The sequence below is a fragment of the Photobacterium sp. ABD4_091 genome (assembly GCF_056160145.1).
Genome location: NZ_JBSWWQ010000001.1, coordinates 1,107,299 through 1,120,888, shown reverse-complemented (window position 1 = coordinate 1,120,888; position 13,590 = coordinate 1,107,299). Strand labels below are relative to the sequence as shown.

The 13,590-nt window shown below is 52.2% G+C and carries 15 protein-coding genes; 3 read left to right on the top strand and 12 right to left on the bottom strand.

The window, feature by feature from the left end:
* Nucleotides 1–69 precede the first annotated feature (69 nt).
* The 5 genes from ACXAGQ_RS05090 to ACXAGQ_RS05070 all read right to left on the bottom strand — a co-directional run bounded on the left by ACXAGQ_RS05090 (nt 70) and on the right by ACXAGQ_RS05070 (nt 3,149).
* Nucleotides 70–501: a DUF4426 domain-containing protein gene (locus tag ACXAGQ_RS05090; RefSeq protein WP_475252291.1), complete on the bottom strand. Its 432-nt coding sequence runs from the start codon at nt 499–501 to the stop codon at nt 70–72.
* A 174-nt stretch (nt 502–675) separates the two neighbouring features.
* Nucleotides 676–969: a DUF167 family protein YggU gene (gene yggU / locus ACXAGQ_RS05085; RefSeq protein ID WP_475252289.1), complete on the bottom strand. Its 294-nt coding sequence runs from the start codon at nt 967–969 to the stop codon at nt 676–678.
* Nucleotides 966–1,520 carry a YggT family protein gene (locus ACXAGQ_RS05080; RefSeq protein ID WP_475252287.1) on the bottom strand — a complete coding sequence of 185 codons (555 nt, stop codon included), beginning with the start codon at nt 1,518–1,520 and terminating at the stop codon, nt 966–968. Before ACXAGQ_RS05080 ends, yggU begins: the two co-directional genes overlap by 4 nt.
* Nucleotides 1,521–1,529: 9 nt before the next feature.
* The gene (gene proC / locus ACXAGQ_RS05075) at nt 1,530–2,348 is read right to left on the bottom strand and encodes a pyrroline-5-carboxylate reductase (RefSeq protein WP_475252285.1); all 819 of its coding nucleotides are present in this window, start codon (nt 2,346–2,348) and stop codon (nt 1,530–1,532) included.
* 90 nt (nt 2,349–2,438) lie between these two features.
* Nucleotides 2,439–3,149 carry a YggS family pyridoxal phosphate-dependent enzyme gene (locus ACXAGQ_RS05070; RefSeq protein ID WP_475252283.1) on the bottom strand — a complete coding sequence of 237 codons (711 nt, stop codon included), beginning with the start codon at nt 3,147–3,149 and terminating at the stop codon, nt 2,439–2,441.
* A gap of 23 nt (nt 3,150–3,172) precedes the next feature.
* Here ACXAGQ_RS05070 and ACXAGQ_RS05065 point away from each other — a divergent pair, with 23 nt between their 5' ends.
* A complete protein-coding gene (locus ACXAGQ_RS05065) occupies nt 3,173–4,210 on the top strand; it encodes a type IV pilus twitching motility protein PilT (protein WP_475252281.1) in 1,038 nt (345 codons plus the stop codon).
* Nucleotides 4,211–4,224: 14 nt separating this feature from the next.
* Nucleotides 4,225–5,331, top strand: a complete 1,107-nt coding sequence (locus tag ACXAGQ_RS05060; protein WP_475252279.1) for a PilT/PilU family type 4a pilus ATPase — start codon at nt 4,225–4,227, stop codon at nt 5,329–5,331.
* 355 nt (nt 5,332–5,686) lie between these two features.
* Here the strand turns inward: ACXAGQ_RS05060 and ruvX are convergent, their stop codons facing one another.
* The 4 genes from ruvX to rsmE form a co-directional block, all read right to left on the bottom strand.
* The gene (ruvX, locus tag ACXAGQ_RS05055) at nt 5,687–6,115 is read right to left on the bottom strand and encodes a Holliday junction resolvase RuvX (RefSeq protein WP_475252277.1); all 429 of its coding nucleotides are present in this window, start codon (nt 6,113–6,115) and stop codon (nt 5,687–5,689) included.
* Nucleotides 6,112–6,675, bottom strand: coding sequence for a YqgE/AlgH family protein (locus tag ACXAGQ_RS05050; RefSeq protein WP_475238358.1), 564 nt, complete (start codon nt 6,673–6,675; stop codon nt 6,112–6,114). The genes ruvX and ACXAGQ_RS05050 overlap by 4 nt, the downstream gene beginning before the upstream one ends.
* 148 nt (nt 6,676–6,823) lie before the next feature.
* Nucleotides 6,824–7,771, bottom strand: coding sequence for a glutathione synthase (gene gshB, locus ACXAGQ_RS05045; protein ID WP_475252275.1), 948 nt, complete (start codon nt 7,769–7,771; stop codon nt 6,824–6,826).
* A 36-nt stretch (nt 7,772–7,807) separates the two neighbouring features.
* Nucleotides 7,808–8,539: a 16S rRNA (uracil(1498)-N(3))-methyltransferase gene (gene rsmE / locus ACXAGQ_RS05040; RefSeq protein ID WP_475252273.1), complete on the bottom strand. Its 732-nt coding sequence runs from the start codon at nt 8,537–8,539 to the stop codon at nt 7,808–7,810.
* 258 nt (nt 8,540–8,797) lie between these two features.
* Here rsmE and ACXAGQ_RS05035 point away from each other — a divergent pair, with 258 nt between their 5' ends.
* A complete protein-coding gene (locus ACXAGQ_RS05035) occupies nt 8,798–10,096 on the top strand; it encodes a hypothetical protein (protein ID WP_475252271.1) in 1,299 nt (432 codons plus the stop codon).
* Between the two features lie 6 nt (nt 10,097–10,102).
* On the opposite strand, the gene ACXAGQ_RS05030 is transcribed toward ACXAGQ_RS05035, so the two are convergent.
* The 3 genes from ACXAGQ_RS05030 to metK all read right to left on the bottom strand — a co-directional run bounded on the left by ACXAGQ_RS05030 (nt 10,103) and on the right by metK (nt 13,432).
* The gene (locus ACXAGQ_RS05030) at nt 10,103–10,597 is read right to left on the bottom strand and encodes a SprT family zinc-dependent metalloprotease (RefSeq protein ID WP_475252270.1); all 495 of its coding nucleotides are present in this window, start codon (nt 10,595–10,597) and stop codon (nt 10,103–10,105) included.
* Between the two features lie 160 nt (nt 10,598–10,757).
* On the bottom strand, nt 10,758–12,137 hold the full coding sequence (locus tag ACXAGQ_RS05025; protein WP_475251517.1) for an IS4 family transposase: 1,380 nt from the start codon (nt 12,135–12,137) through the stop codon (nt 10,758–10,760).
* Nucleotides 12,138–12,277: 140 nt separating this feature from the next.
* The gene (gene metK, locus ACXAGQ_RS05020; RefSeq protein WP_475252268.1) at nt 12,278–13,432 is read right to left on the bottom strand and encodes a methionine adenosyltransferase; all 1,155 of its coding nucleotides are present in this window, start codon (nt 13,430–13,432) and stop codon (nt 12,278–12,280) included.
* Nucleotides 13,433–13,590: the final 158 nt, after the last annotated feature.

Here is a 13,590-nt window from a genome sequence, read left to right as displayed (position 1 = left end):
CCGGAAAATAAAAGGGGAGCGCGTGGCTCCCCTAGTTATACAGTCTGTGGCCATGGTGCAAGGTTGGCTTCAATCGACGTAGAAGGTCTGGTCAAATGTTATGTTGCCTCGGGTGCCATTGTGGGAGACGTCAATGGAAAAGCTGAAGCGCTCTTCGTTGGCATGCTTGATTTCGGCGATGTAATAAATGGCTTCTCCCTCCCGGATCTCACGGAAAGAGAGGTTCTTCACCGTGCCGATGAGGTTCTTGGCCTGGCCGTTGAGCACGGCTGTTACTGCAGGTTTCCCTTGCTGGCCTTTATCCAGCACGGTGACATTGATAACGGCAGAATACCGGCTGCGCTGGATTTTATAAGTGCTAGCCACTTCCGGGGTCAGGAAGGTCGACGGGAAGCTGGAGTAATGCACTTCAAGGTTATCGATATCCTTGAACTGCCCGGCATGGGCAGGAAGGCTGAGGCTGGCAATGAATAGGGCAAATAGGCTGAAAAGACGAGTCATATTATTATCCTTTTATACGCACTGGGCAGGGCATTGCCCCTGCACCCCAAGTGGGTATTGCATAGTTCCATTATAGTTGTGGCCAAAATAGTTGTGGCCAATGAGTCATGGCGAAAGACTCTGGTGAAAAACGGCCCGGTGTCTGGAAGGACGCCGGGCCGGAGTATGCTGTGGTTACAGCAGAGCCTTGATCGGCTCGGGTATTGCTTTGGGAGCGGTGATGCGCACTTGCTTGTGGCGCCCCAGCTCTCCTTTTTCGATATCAATTTGCCCCTTGGCGACCTTGAACTGCTTGGACAGGTACTTCGTCAAGTGGGCGTTGGCCTTGCCATCTACCGGCGGGGCGGTGATCGCGATTTTGACTTCATCGCCATGCAGGCCAACCACTTGGTCGCGGCTGGCCTTGGGCTGGATATAGAGCCGTAGGATCAGGTCGTCACCGTCATGGTAGGCGGCCTGTTGGCTCATAGCTGGAACCAGATAGGGCCGACAAAATCACCGATCAGGAAGTTGGCAAACTGTAGGCCGATGAATAGTACCAGCACACTTAAATCCAAGCCGCCCATTGCCGGGATAATGCGACGGATAGGGGCTGTCATTGGCTCGGTTAGCTGGTGCATGACGTACTCAACCGGGCTGCGGCCTTGGCTAACCCAGCTCAGGATTGCGCGCAGCAGCAATACCCAGAACAGCAGACCACCGGCAGCTTTCAGCAGCGATAGGGCACCAATCCAGAAGTATTCAGGGGTGAACATGAAGCCTCCGCCCAATACTGCCTGTAGCAGGACGAACTTACCCATACTTAGGATATAGGCGAACAGCAGCGTTGCGACATCCAGGGAGCCGATAGATGGGATCAAGCGGCGTAGCGGGCCAACGACTGGCTGGGTTGCCTTGACAATAAACTGGGAAAACGGATTGTAGAAATCGGCACGCGCCCACTGGAGCCAGATGCGCAGCAGCACGACCATAATGTAGAGATCAAATAGGGTACTGACTAGAAAACCAATTGAGTTCATATACTAACCTTAAAATAATTTTTCCATTTCTTCAGCGCGGGAAACGGCAGCACGCATTGCTTTTGCTACGGTATCACTAAGTTGGCACTCGTTGAAAGTGCGGATTGCCTCGGCGGTGGTACCGCCTTTTGATGTAACCTGCTCACGAAGTGTTGCCAGATCGGTACCCGGGTTAGCGACCACCATTTCCGCGGCACCTAGTGCCGATTGCTGTACCAGCATACGGGCCTGCTCGGCGCTAAAGCCTTGTTTGATCGCTTCTTGCTGCATCGCTTCCATGAACAGGAAGAAATAGGCTGGGGCACTGCCAGCTGCGGCAATAATATTGTTGATACCAGACTCTTGCTCAACCCAACACACTTCACCGACAGCCTGCATTAAGCTTTCGGCAAATTGGCGATCGTTGGGGTTAAGGGTGCTAGATGCATAAAGGCCACTCATGCCCTTGCCGAGCAGCGACGGAGTATTTGGCATTACACGCACCAAGTTCAAGTGGGTGGCCAGCATTTCATTGAGGCGCTCGGCACCGATGCCCGCTGCAATGGAGATCACCAGTTTGCCGGAAAAGTCGAGGATTTGCAGCGGACGGCAGACTTCTTCCATAAGCTGGGGCTTCACCGCCAGGACAATAACATCAGCGTCTGATGCCGCGCTCAGATTGTCGTCTGTGGTGTGGATTCCGTAATCACGGGCGAGCGGCTCTCGACGGGCTGAGCTTGGTGCTGTAGCGGTGATTTTGTCGGGCGCATAACCGCTGGCCACAAGGCCGGCGATGATGGAGCGGGCCATGTTACCGGCACCAATGAAGGCAATCGAGCGTTGTTCCATGTTACATCCTCTGTGTATTCAAGGCCGGGAGGGACGCTGACGTCCTTCCTAGACGTGATAATTGTGTGGCTATTATAGCCAGCGCTTAGCTTACTGTTTAGCTGAATAATCGCGGGCACCAAAAATTGCGGTACCGATCCTGACTATTGTGCTGCCAGCGGCAACGGCGGCATCGAGATCACCGCTCATCCCCATTGACAGGGTATCAAGCTGCGGATGCTTTGCCTTTAGTTTGTCCATCGCCTCGGCAAGGCTGGAGAAGGCCGCAAGCTGGCTGTCATAATCGTCGGCTTTTTGCGGAATAGACATCAAGCCACGCAATACCAGATTCGGCATTGCCGCGACTTCATCGGCCAAGGCGGCGACGTCGTCGAAGGCCAGCCCTGATTTTGAGTCCTCGCCGCTGGTGTTGACCTGAAGCAGAACATTGAGCGGTGCCATATCGTCCGGGCGCTGTTCGCTCAGGCGGCGGGCAACCTTGGCACGGTCTACCGAGTGCACCCAGTCGAAATGCTCGGCAATCGGGCGGGTCTTGTTGGACTGGATTGGGCCGATAAAGTGCCAGCTCAGTGAAGCTCCGGCATGTTGCTGGGCAAAGTACTGGACTTTCTCGACGCCTTCCTGGACATAGTTTTCACCGAATGCCGTGTGGCCAGCAGCGATGGCCTCCTCGATGGCGGCAATAGGTTTGGTTTTGCTAACTGCAAGCAGTTGCACTGATTCGGCATCTCTACCGCATTTTTCTGCTGCCAGGCCAATCTGGGTGATGACCTGTTCAATATTTTGCTTGATACTATTCATAATTGATTCTGTGGGGAAAATTTATGGATATCACCGAACTACTGGACTTTAGTGTAAAGCATAACGCCTCTGATCTGCACCTTTCTGCTGGCGTTCCGCCGATGATCCGGGTCGATGGTGATGTGCGCAAGCTGAGTTTGCCGGCGCTAGAGCATGGGGAAGTCCACCGCTTGGTCTTCGATATAATGAATGATGCCCAGCGGCGGGAGTTCGAGGAGCGGCTGGAAGTCGACTTTTCGTTCGAGTTACCCGATGTTGGCCGTTTCCGTGTCAATGCCTTCAGGCAGGCAAGGGGGAGCGCGGCAGTATTTCGTACCATCCCGGTCAAGATCCCGACTTTGGAGTCGCTGGGCGTACCGGAAATCTTCTATCAAATTGCCCAACTCCAGCGCGGCTTGGTGCTGGTCACTGGTGCGACAGGTTCGGGTAAGTCTACGACGATTGCCGCGCTGGTGGACTACATCAACGAGAATTCCAACCGCCATATCCTGACGATTGAAGACCCGGTGGAATTTATCCATACCGGCAAACGCTGCCTGATCAACCAGCGTGAGGTCCATCGCGATACCCATAGTTTCCACAATGCCCTGCGCTCGTCGCTGCGTGAAGACCCGGACGTCATAGTGGTCGGTGAGCTGCGTGATCGGGAAACGATCAGCTTGGCGCTGACGGCGGCTGAAACCGGGCACCTGGTGCTAGGTACCCTGCACACTAGCTCGGCAGCCAAGACGGTCGACAGGATCATCGACGTATTCCCGGGCAATGACAAGGCGATGGTGCGCTCGATGCTGTCTGAATCGCTCCGTGCGGTGGTCTCGCAGAATCTGCTCAAATGTACCAGTGGCGGCCGTATTGCAGCCCACGAAGTGATGATGGCAACGCCAGCTATCCGTAACCTGATCCGTGAGGACAAGGTCGCCCAGATGTTCTCGATGATCCAGACTGGCTCCGCGATGGGGATGCAGACCATGGATCAGAGCGTCAAGATGCTGGTGGCCCAGGGCCTGGTCGAGGCAGAGGAAGGCCGCCGGGTGGTTGACTCGGGCTTTTCGCAGTTTTGATGGGGGAGACACCAATGACTTTGCAAGATGCACTTAATGAGATGGTCAGCCGCAAGGCATCGGATCTTTATATAACCGTGGACTCGCCCTGCCTGCTCCGCATCGATGGCAACCTGTTCCCACTTGGCGATACGCTCGACCTTAAAGCGGTCGAGCTTATGTTTACCGAGGCAATGGACAGCGAATTAGAGGCGGAATACCGTGCCAGCAAGGAAGCGAACTTTGCCCTGGTGAGGGGAGAGTACCGCTTCCGGGTCAGTGCTTTTTGGCAGCGTGAGCTACCCGGGATGGTGATCCGCCGTATTGAAACGGATATCCCGGATTTTCATTCACTCAACCTGCCGATGGATATGCAGAAGATGGCGCTGGCCAAGCGCGGGCTGGTATTGGTGGTTGGTGCAACGGGCTCGGGCAAGTCGACATCGATGGCTGCGATGACGGGCTACCGCAATGCCAACCGCAGCGGCCACATCCTAACGGTGGAAGACCCGATTGAGTTTGTCCATAAGCACAACAAGTGTATCGTCACCCAGCGCGAGGTCGGGCTGGATACCGAAAGCTATGAAGTCGCGCTGAAAAACTCTCTGCGCCAGGCGCCGGATATGATCCTTATCGGTGAGATCCGTACGCCTGAGACCATGGAGTATGCGATGAACTTTGCCGAGACTGGCCACCTGTGCATGGCCACCCTACACGCCAACAATGCTAACCAGGCCCTCGAGCGGATTCTGCACTTGGTACCTAAGGAGCGGCGCGAGCAGTTCTTGTTTGATCTGTCGCTGAACCTCAAGTGTATCTTGGCCCAGCAGTTGATCCCCGATGCCCATGGTGTCGGCCGTCACGGTGCCTTTGAGCTTTTGATCAACACGCCTCGGGTCGCAGACTTGATCCGCCGGGGTGAGCTTCATGAGATCAAAGAAGCCATGGCCAAGTCAAACGAGTCGGGCATGATGACGTTTGACCAGTCGCTTTATGAGCTTTACAGCGCGGGTAAGATCACTGAGCAAGATGCCTTGCACCATGCCGACTCTGCCAACGATCTGCGTCTGATGATCAAAGTGGGCAACAAGCAGCTGCGGAGCAATAACTCCCTGTCCGGGGTCACTGTCGATATGGGCTAGGTCAAGCGTTCGGCCAGCGGTAAACCAAAAGCATTGGGGTTGCTATGATCCTAATGCTTTTTTTGTTGATCACTTTTTATAAGGCATTGAAATTAAAAGCCATAGGATAAGGCTATGATCTAAGTGTACAGCGATATGAGCTTTTGGGTTTATATAGTCCAAAAGCTGTACAAGCTGATCGTGCCTTGAGCTTCGCGGGCTGGGTAGCGTCAATGATTCAAGATCTCGGTAGGCGATCGCTTTTGGCTGAAAAGATCGAAAAAAGCTGTACGCTGGAGCTGGAAGGTAGTGAGGAGTATGGAGTGAGGGGGAAAGAGTACCTAGGTTCCAGGATCTAGAACCCAGGCTCTGCTTTTTATCCGTATTGCTGCTCGAACCAGCTCTCAAGGATCACAACAGCAGACTGTGAGTCGATGTTGCCTTTGCTGAGGTTGCGGTAGCCGCCACGTTCAAACAGGTCTGAGCGGGCTTCGGCAGTGCTCAGGCGTTCGTCATGCAATTCTACTGGGCAGCCAAAGCGGCCATGCAGGCGGTTGGCGAATTTCTTGGCCCGGGGCGTGATCGCTTCCAGCTCGCCGCCTTGCATATCCAGCGGCAGGCCGACAACCACCAAGTCCGGCTGCCATTCTTTGAGGATTTTTTCAATGTCATCCCAGTTAGGGACTCCATCCCGCGCCTTCAGGGCGGCAAGTGGGCTGGCGGTGCCGGTCAGCTCTTGGCCGATAGCGACACCAATACTTTTCGTACCGTAATCAAAAGCGAGTACGCTGCGAGATTGACTCATGCGTGTCCTTGTTCTGTGGAAAGGTGAGTAGCACTGATACCTAGCTGGGCGATAGCCTTGTTCCAGCGTTCATTAATCGGGGTGTTGAACACTACATCGGTGTTGGCTTCTGTTGTCAGCCAGACATTTTCGATGAGCTCTTGCTCAAGTTGCCCGGCATCCCAGCCGGCATAGCCAAGGGCAACCAAGAAGTTGTCCGGCGATTCGCTGGTACCGAGTAGCGAGAGAATATCTTTTGAGGTGGTGATCGAGACCTCTTCGGTGACATCGATGCTAGAGCTCAAACGGCCGACTCGGTTGTGCAGGACAAAACCGCGGTCAGCAGATACCGGGCCACCATTGAATACCGGTTGCTCAAGGCAAGAGTGATCCCTGACGGGTAACTCGCGCTCAATTTCAATTTGGTCGAGCATATTGCCTACTGAAATTTCAATCGGCAGGTTGATGACGATGCCCATTGCACCTTCGTCGTTATGCTCACAAATGTAGACAACACTTCCTTTGAAATTAGGATCTTGCATGCTGGGCATGGCTACCAGAAAGTGGTTCGTCAAGTTCATGGGAAGATACCTACAACCGATCGACTTACTTACAGTATGCCGACTAATTAACAGAATTGGTATTAAAGGGAGAGGATTTTAACTATTCACGCAGCCTAACCATTTTCACCTAGGGAGTGAAATGATTAGGCCACATTGAATTAGCGCATTATGCGTTGATGCGTCGCTCGATGGCATCCATCAGCTTGCCGGTGATCGAGATATCAAAGGCGGCTTCGATTTCACGGATACAAGTTGGGCTAGTGACGTTGATTTCAGTCAGCTTGTCGCCAATCACATCAAGGCCGACGAAGATCAGGCCTTTTTCCTTCAGCACCGGTGCAACCGTCTCGGCAATCTTGCGATCGGTTTCGCTGATTGGGCGGGCTTCGCCGCGGCCGCCAGCGGCTAGGTTGCCACGGGTTTCCCCTTTGGCAGGGATGCGGGCCAGGCAGTATGGCATCGGTTCGCCATCGACCACCAGAATACGCTTGTCGCCGTTGCTGATATCCGGCACGAAGGTCTGGGCCATGCAGTAATTCTCGCCATGGTTGGTCAGGGTTTCGATGATCACCGAAACGTTCGGGTCGCCTTTCATCACGCGGAAGATAGACGAGCCGCCCATGCCGTCAAGCGGCTTGAGGATCACATCGCCGTGTTCCTGGTGGAAAGCTTTGATCTTATCGGCACGACGGGTAACCACTGTCGTCGGTGTCAGTTCCGGGAACCAAGCGGTGAATAGCTTTTCGTTACAGTCACGCAGGCTCTGAGGTTTGTTGACGATAAGGGCGCCTTCACCTTCGGCACGCTCAAGGATATAAGTCGCATAGATGTATTCGGTGTCGAATGGGGGATCCTTACGCATCAACACGGCGTCTAGGTCTGACAGGGCGATTTCCTGCTCGCTATGGAATTCGAACCAGCCATTCGGATCTTCTTTCAGGCTGACGACGCGGGTGCGGGCCATAGCCTTGCCCTGCTCCAGTGACAGGTCATTCATTTCCATGTAATGGATTTCCCAACCACGGCGCTGGGCTTCCAACATCATGGCAAAGCTTGAATCTTTCTTGATGTTGATAGACTCGATAGGGTCCATCACGATACCCAGTTTGATCATTGCTTTCTCCTAAATTTCTTTCCCTTGGGGTGAGCGTTAGCCAAGATCGCCGAAGCGGACTTGCAGGGCTGTGATTGCTGTCATCGCGGCAGTCTCGGTACGGAGCACGCGCGGGCCAAGCAGGATTTCGTCAAATTTGTATTCTTCCGTCATGCCGATTTCTTCGGCAGACAGGCCGCCTTCCGGACCGATTAGCAAACGGACTTTGCTGACAGGCTCTGGCAGGGTGTTGATCGAGTAATGGGCTCGAGGGTGCAGGTTGAGCTTGAGGCCGTCATACTGCTCGGCGCACCAGTCTTCCAGTTTCATGATCGGGCGGATCTCCGGCACCGTGTTACGCCCGCATTGTTCACAGGCGCTGATAGCGATTTTCTGCCATTGCTGGAGCTTTTTCTCGAAACGGTCGGCATTGAGTTTTACACCACAGCGTTCAGAAATGAGTGGGGTAATGGTATTGACGCCGAGCTCAACCGACTTTTGGATAGTGAATTCCATTTTCTCGCCACGTGAAACCACTTGGCCTAGGTGGATATCCAGCGGTGACTCGACACTGTTCTCATTACGGGCCTTGATCTCCACTTCCACACTTTTCTTGCTGGCATTGGTGATCACGGCCGGGAACTCGGCATTGCTGCCGTCAAAAAGCAGGACTTCCTGGCCGGCCCCCATGCGCATGACGCGGCCGACATGGTTGGCTGCATCATCGCTGAGCATAATGGTTCCAGAGTTTGGCAATAACTCTGGGTGGTAAATTCGTGGGATTCTCATGGCTATCTCGTAACCCGTTGGTTGTCATCTGGCTGCATTATATCAACTCTCCCGCTGATTGCAGGTTGTTGGTCATACCATGCAGGTACATGGGTAAATAAATGGACGCCGGAAAGGAGAAAAACAAGGGGAAACGGGAAATAAACCGTACTTGATGCATCTAGCGGTCTCGCAGTTTTGCGCTTTGCTAGTTGCGGCGCTGTGCTTTTTTTGTAGCATATGCGAGTAATTACATCTGTAAAAACAAGGAATGTTTAGATGGATAAGACGTGGATAGCTGCTGCGCTCACCAGTTTTCTGTTGCTAGGAGGGTGTGGTGGCGGAGGTGACAAAGCACAGGAGCGTTCTAACGTTAATGGTGATCCCGCTCTCGACAGTTTGCATGCATACAAGCCGGATAGCCTAATTGCGACAGCGGGCCTTGATTGCGTGACTTTGTATAAACAAAAGCAATCTTGTCTGGTAAGTGATATCGCCCCACTAGGGTACGGAAATAGCGAGAACATCACTGTTGATGACATTGCAGCTCGAGTCTTGGTTTCGCACCAATGGATGGGTGATAACTTCATTGCGGCTTTGCGTGAGATGCCTCAGGATCTGCTGAATCTGTTTCGCTCGGTCAATGCCATCGTCCTGAGCTATGAAGTGCGTCCTTCGTTTTACCATTCAGGTACCGCCAGTATCTATATTGACCCGCGCTACCTCTGGCAAACACATTCCCATTGGCAGGATATTTATCAGCAAGATGATTATCGTGATGCTTATCAGTCCCAGCTTAAATTTGTCGCCGCCAACCGGTATCTCGATCGCTATGGGGATTATGTACTGACCAGCAATAGCTACAACGCGGATCACAATGCCCGCCGGGATCTAGACCAGATCACCCGAGGGCTATACCGCTTGCTGGCCCATGAACTGGCCCATGCCAATGACTATCTGCCACAGGATACACTGGTGGATTTGGATACTAGCCAGACGATTTGGTGGAATATACAGAGACGGATCCCAGTCAACAGTGAGCTTAACCGTGATCAACCACTAAGCTCGACAATGCTGCACCAAATGGCGCAAGTCTCTTTCCGTGGAGAGAAGCCAACCCAAGAACAACTTCAGTTTGATGCTGCGACTATGGGGAACGAGTTCGAGTTTGATGGTGCGGCTGATTTTTACGCCTATTCCAGTCAGGCTGAAGATGTCGCCATGCTATTCGAGGCTTTTATGATGCATAAGGAATATCAAGCGACTTCTGATGTTGCATTCCTTGTGGAGCCAACTGTTTCCGATCCTAAGTGTGATGATTACAAGATAGGCTGGGGGCAGCGTGACCGTTTGGCGGATAGCTTTGTGAAGGCGAGGGCAAAGCAGGTCGCTGAGCGAATTTTATTACGTGATCTGAGCGCCGACTTTAACCGTGTCAATGACACAACGGATTCATTACCTTTTGGTGCCGGTTGGTGTGAGACGCAATCGTATTTTGTTTCGGGTAAGCCAATAGTAAAAAGCGTGCAGCAGGCTCAGAGTCGGGTTTTCTTCCGCGATGATTTCAGTCGCGAGTAACCAAGCTTAAAGTGTTCTTTGCTGCTGGAAGGCCAGTGTGTGGCCGCACTGGCGGCAGCGGTAGTGGGCTTGCCCGCGCTGGACTTTGTTGTGGCGGCGGACCGTCATCTGATGCTCGCTGCACTGGCAGCGGTAGAGAAATGTCTGGCCTTGGACCGAGCTGACATCGAAGCTGTGCGTGGTACGTGGTGCCACCCCGAAAACTTCCTGCATGATGACCTGCCACTCCCGACCATGTGGCCGAACTTTGCCAAACAACTTGAATACCACTAAGTGGGCCACTTCATGCGGTACTACCTCATTAAGGAAAGCGTCCGGATTCTCTTTCAGCAATACCGGATTGAAGCGTACCTCCCAACCTTGCAACCGAGCACTGCCGGCAATCTTCCCGCGTTGGGTAAAGCGCACGTCAGGCATCACCAAACGCTTGTTGAGGCGTTGGTTGGCCTGGGCAATACACTGTTTAACGCGGTCAATTACTTGGTGTTGCAGGGTGGTCATGTTCATTCCAAGGCTGGCTGGTGGAGCAGGGGAGTATAGGAGGTTTAGGTTCGAGATCCTAGTTCCTGGTTTCTTGAGGATTATTGCTATCGACTCTAGGAACTCGCTTCTAGGATCTAGGAACTTAAATCAAAAAAGGAAGCCGAAGCCTGTCTCTTGATCACATCTCATCAGAGGTAAAGGATTGGGCTATAAGGTATCCTTCTTGAATTGCTGCTAATTTATACCAGCCTCGCCATAGGGCGGCCCAACCGGGCCGCCCTGTTCGCTTACTGTCATACCATCCGCCTAGCCTTGCTAATGTAACTCGAGCCCATTTCAGATCTGGAGCTGTTGTTGGTAAGGGCTTATTTTCTTGTTTGACCCATAATAATTTCCAGCATATTCCGGGTAGAACAGACTCACAGCTACTGGTTTCTTGTCCGCGGCTTTCTGCTCTAAGTTGTAACAAGCGGATAGCGATAAACGCTTGAATGACGGCAACTCTCTCCAGGTTGTCCTTTGATTGAAGTTGCAGTGCTTCGACATCGGTTCCATCACTTTTCCACGCCTTGTGGAACTCTTCAACCAACCAGCGCTGTTCGTAGTAACTGATTATCTCCTGGGCTTTCGCTAACGTTGTCACTGGCTCTGAAGTCAGTAAGTGCCACTCCAATTTTTCGTTGTTGTCACCTCGCTCTTTACAACCAACATAATACAGAGAAAGTGACTTGCCACACTTATTGGCTGGAACCTTAATCGTAATAGGAGCAAAGCATACATCTAATGTTGCTTTACGCGCTTTGCGACCACCCCGTTGAGCAATATGGACAGTTCGTTGTCCCGATGGGGATAACTCCTTTGCATAATCATGGAGCTTATAACCACTTTCCTCAATGCAGCGACTATAGGTCGAGCGCACAACAAAACGCTGCTGGTTGGTCAGCTTGTAATGTAAGTATTCGTAGATGTCTGACTCCCTATCACACACTGAAATGACTCGGGCTTGGAGTTGACCTAAACGTTCAGACATTGCGGTTGATGCCTGTTGCCACTTGAAGGTCTCCTTCTCTTCATACGGTCGCTTGGCGAACTTATGTCCCCGGCCTCGAGTCGCAATATCCCTCGTCCACCGCTGTTGTTCGATTAGCCCCACAACCTTTTGCTCGCGTGGTGCAAACAACAGAACAGAGTGAGCTAGCATCCCCCGGGTTCGATTTCCCGAGTTCACGTGACCAAGTTCATCGGAGAGGCTTTTATGCGTGTAGGTTAGAGCGGTGGAGTCTTCAAGGGCAAGTAATAAGTCATGCGCTTCAGCCTCGTTAGTTGTTGCCACAAAACCGGCTTCAGCTATCGCATTGGCTTCAACATCAGGGTTACGGATGAGGCGATATGCCCCTTCAATAGAGGCGGGATTAGGGCAGGCTTGCACAATAGACACTCCAACATTAGATGCCATATCACTGGCTAATTGGACTAGTCGTTGTGTACGTCTAGAGTCGCCAAGCTTGGCATGCGAAAAGGTTTGTTGAGCCCATTCTAAAGTAGAATTCCCTATCATGATGATGACCTTTACTCATATTGTGTAAGATCGGATCGCAATAAAGAAAAAGAGTTCAAAAAAAGCCCCCGCCATGAGGCGGGGGACTTGTGTATAAGAGACAGGCCGAAGCTTCCTTTTTTATTACCGGGCCTAAGCGCTTACTTGATGTTAGCGAAGTCGCGTAGGATGTCGGCTTTGTCAGTTTTTTCCCATGGGAATTCTTCACGACCGAAGTGACCGTATGCCGCTGTTTTCTTGTACATTGGCTTAAGTAGGTCAAGCATTTCGATCAGGCCGTATGGGCGTAGGTCGAAGTGCTGGCGTACTGCTTCTACGATGATGTCGTGAGAAACTTTTTCAGTACCGAATGTTTCGATCATGATAGATGTTGGATCAGCAACACCGATTGCGTAAGAAAGCTGGATTTCACAACGGTCAGCCATGCCAGCCGCGATGATGTTCTTCGCTACGTAGCGTGCTGCGTAGGCTGCAGAACGGTCAACTTTCGATGGATCTTTACCAGAGAATGCACCGCCACCGTGACGGGCTGCACCGCCGTAGGTATCAACGATGATCTTACGACCAGTCAGACCACAGTCACCCATTGGGCCACCGATAACGAAACGGCCGGTTGGGTTGATGAAGTACTTGGTGTCTTTGTTCAGCCACTCTGAAGGTAGAACTGGCTTGATGATTTCTTCCATTACTGCTTCTTGCAGTACTGGTAGTTCAATGCTGTCGCAGTGCTGGGTAGATAGTACTACTGCATCGATACCAACGATTTTGCCTTGGTCGTAGGCAAACGTCACCTGGCTTTTCGCATCTGGACGAAGCCAAGGTAGGGCGCCGTTCTTACGTACTTTTGCCTGGCGCTCTACTAGGCGGTGAGCGTAAGTCACAGGAGCTGGCATTAGTACGTCAGTTTCGTTGGTCGCGTAACCGAACATGATACCCTGGTCACCAGCACCTAGCTCGCGTGGGTCTTCACGGTCAACACCCTGGTTGATGTCTGGAGACTGCTTACCGATTGCGCTTAGTACCGCACAAGAGTTAGCGTCGAAGCCCATATCAGAGTGGGTGTAGCCGATTTCGCGAACAGTTTCGCGAGTTAGCTCTTCGATATCAACCCAAGCAGAGGTAGTGATTTCACCACCAACCATTACCATACCGGTTTTTACGTAAGTCTCACACGCAACACGTGCTTTCGGATCTTGCTCTAAGATCGCATCCAATACTGCATCTGAAATCTGGTCTGCAATTTTATCTGGATGACCTTCTGATACTGACTCAGAAGTAAACAGGTGCTTCGCCATGAGCGCTCCCATAAAGTAATGTGTTAGTTGATGTTATTGGGCTCTTAAACCATGTTCAATGGTCACATACTTGCATACGGATATACGTTTGTATGTATAGAGCTACCTCCGTCTAGACGGCTATAATACTCTTTGCTGCTCGAAAATCAACTTGCAAT

Bases quoted from the DNA above. Each gene is read 5' to 3' on its own strand.
- ACXAGQ_RS05090 (WP_475252291.1), bottom strand. From the start codon at position 501: ATGACTCGTCTTTTCAGCCTATTTGCCCTATTCATTGCCAGCCTCAGC.
- yggU (WP_475252289.1), bottom strand. From the start codon at position 969: ATGAGCCAACAGGCCGCCTACCATGACGGTGACGACCTGATCCTACGG.
- ACXAGQ_RS05080 (WP_475252287.1), bottom strand. From the start codon at position 1,520: ATGAACTCAATTGGTTTTCTAGTCAGTACCCTATTTGATCTCTACATT.
- proC (WP_475252285.1), bottom strand. From the start codon at position 2,348: ATGGAACAACGCTCGATTGCCTTCATTGGTGCCGGTAACATGGCCCGC.
- ACXAGQ_RS05070 (WP_475252283.1), bottom strand. From the start codon at position 3,149: ATGAATAGTATCAAGCAAAATATTGAACAGGTCATCACCCAGATTGGC.
- ACXAGQ_RS05065 (WP_475252281.1), top strand. From the start codon at position 3,173: ATGGATATCACCGAACTACTGGACTTTAGTGTAAAGCATAACGCCTCT.
- ACXAGQ_RS05060 (WP_475252279.1), top strand. From the start codon at position 4,225: ATGACTTTGCAAGATGCACTTAATGAGATGGTCAGCCGCAAGGCATCG.
- ruvX (WP_475252277.1), bottom strand. From the start codon at position 6,115: ATGAGTCAATCTCGCAGCGTACTCGCTTTTGATTACGGTACGAAAAGT.
- ACXAGQ_RS05050 (WP_475238358.1), bottom strand. From the start codon at position 6,675: ATGAACTTGACGAACCACTTTCTGGTAGCCATGCCCAGCATGCAAGAT.
- gshB (WP_475252275.1), bottom strand. From the start codon at position 7,771: ATGATCAAACTGGGTATCGTGATGGACCCTATCGAGTCTATCAACATC.
- rsmE (WP_475252273.1), bottom strand. From the start codon at position 8,539: ATGAGAATCCCACGAATTTACCACCCAGAGTTATTGCCAAACTCTGGA.
- ACXAGQ_RS05035 (WP_475252271.1), top strand. From the start codon at position 8,798: ATGGATAAGACGTGGATAGCTGCTGCGCTCACCAGTTTTCTGTTGCTA.
- ACXAGQ_RS05030 (WP_475252270.1), bottom strand. From the start codon at position 10,597: ATGACCACCCTGCAACACCAAGTAATTGACCGCGTTAAACAGTGTATT.
- ACXAGQ_RS05025 (WP_475251517.1), bottom strand. From the start codon at position 12,137: ATGATAGGGAATTCTACTTTAGAATGGGCTCAACAAACCTTTTCGCAT.
- metK (WP_475252268.1), bottom strand. From the start codon at position 13,432: ATGGCGAAGCACCTGTTTACTTCTGAGTCAGTATCAGAAGGTCATCCA.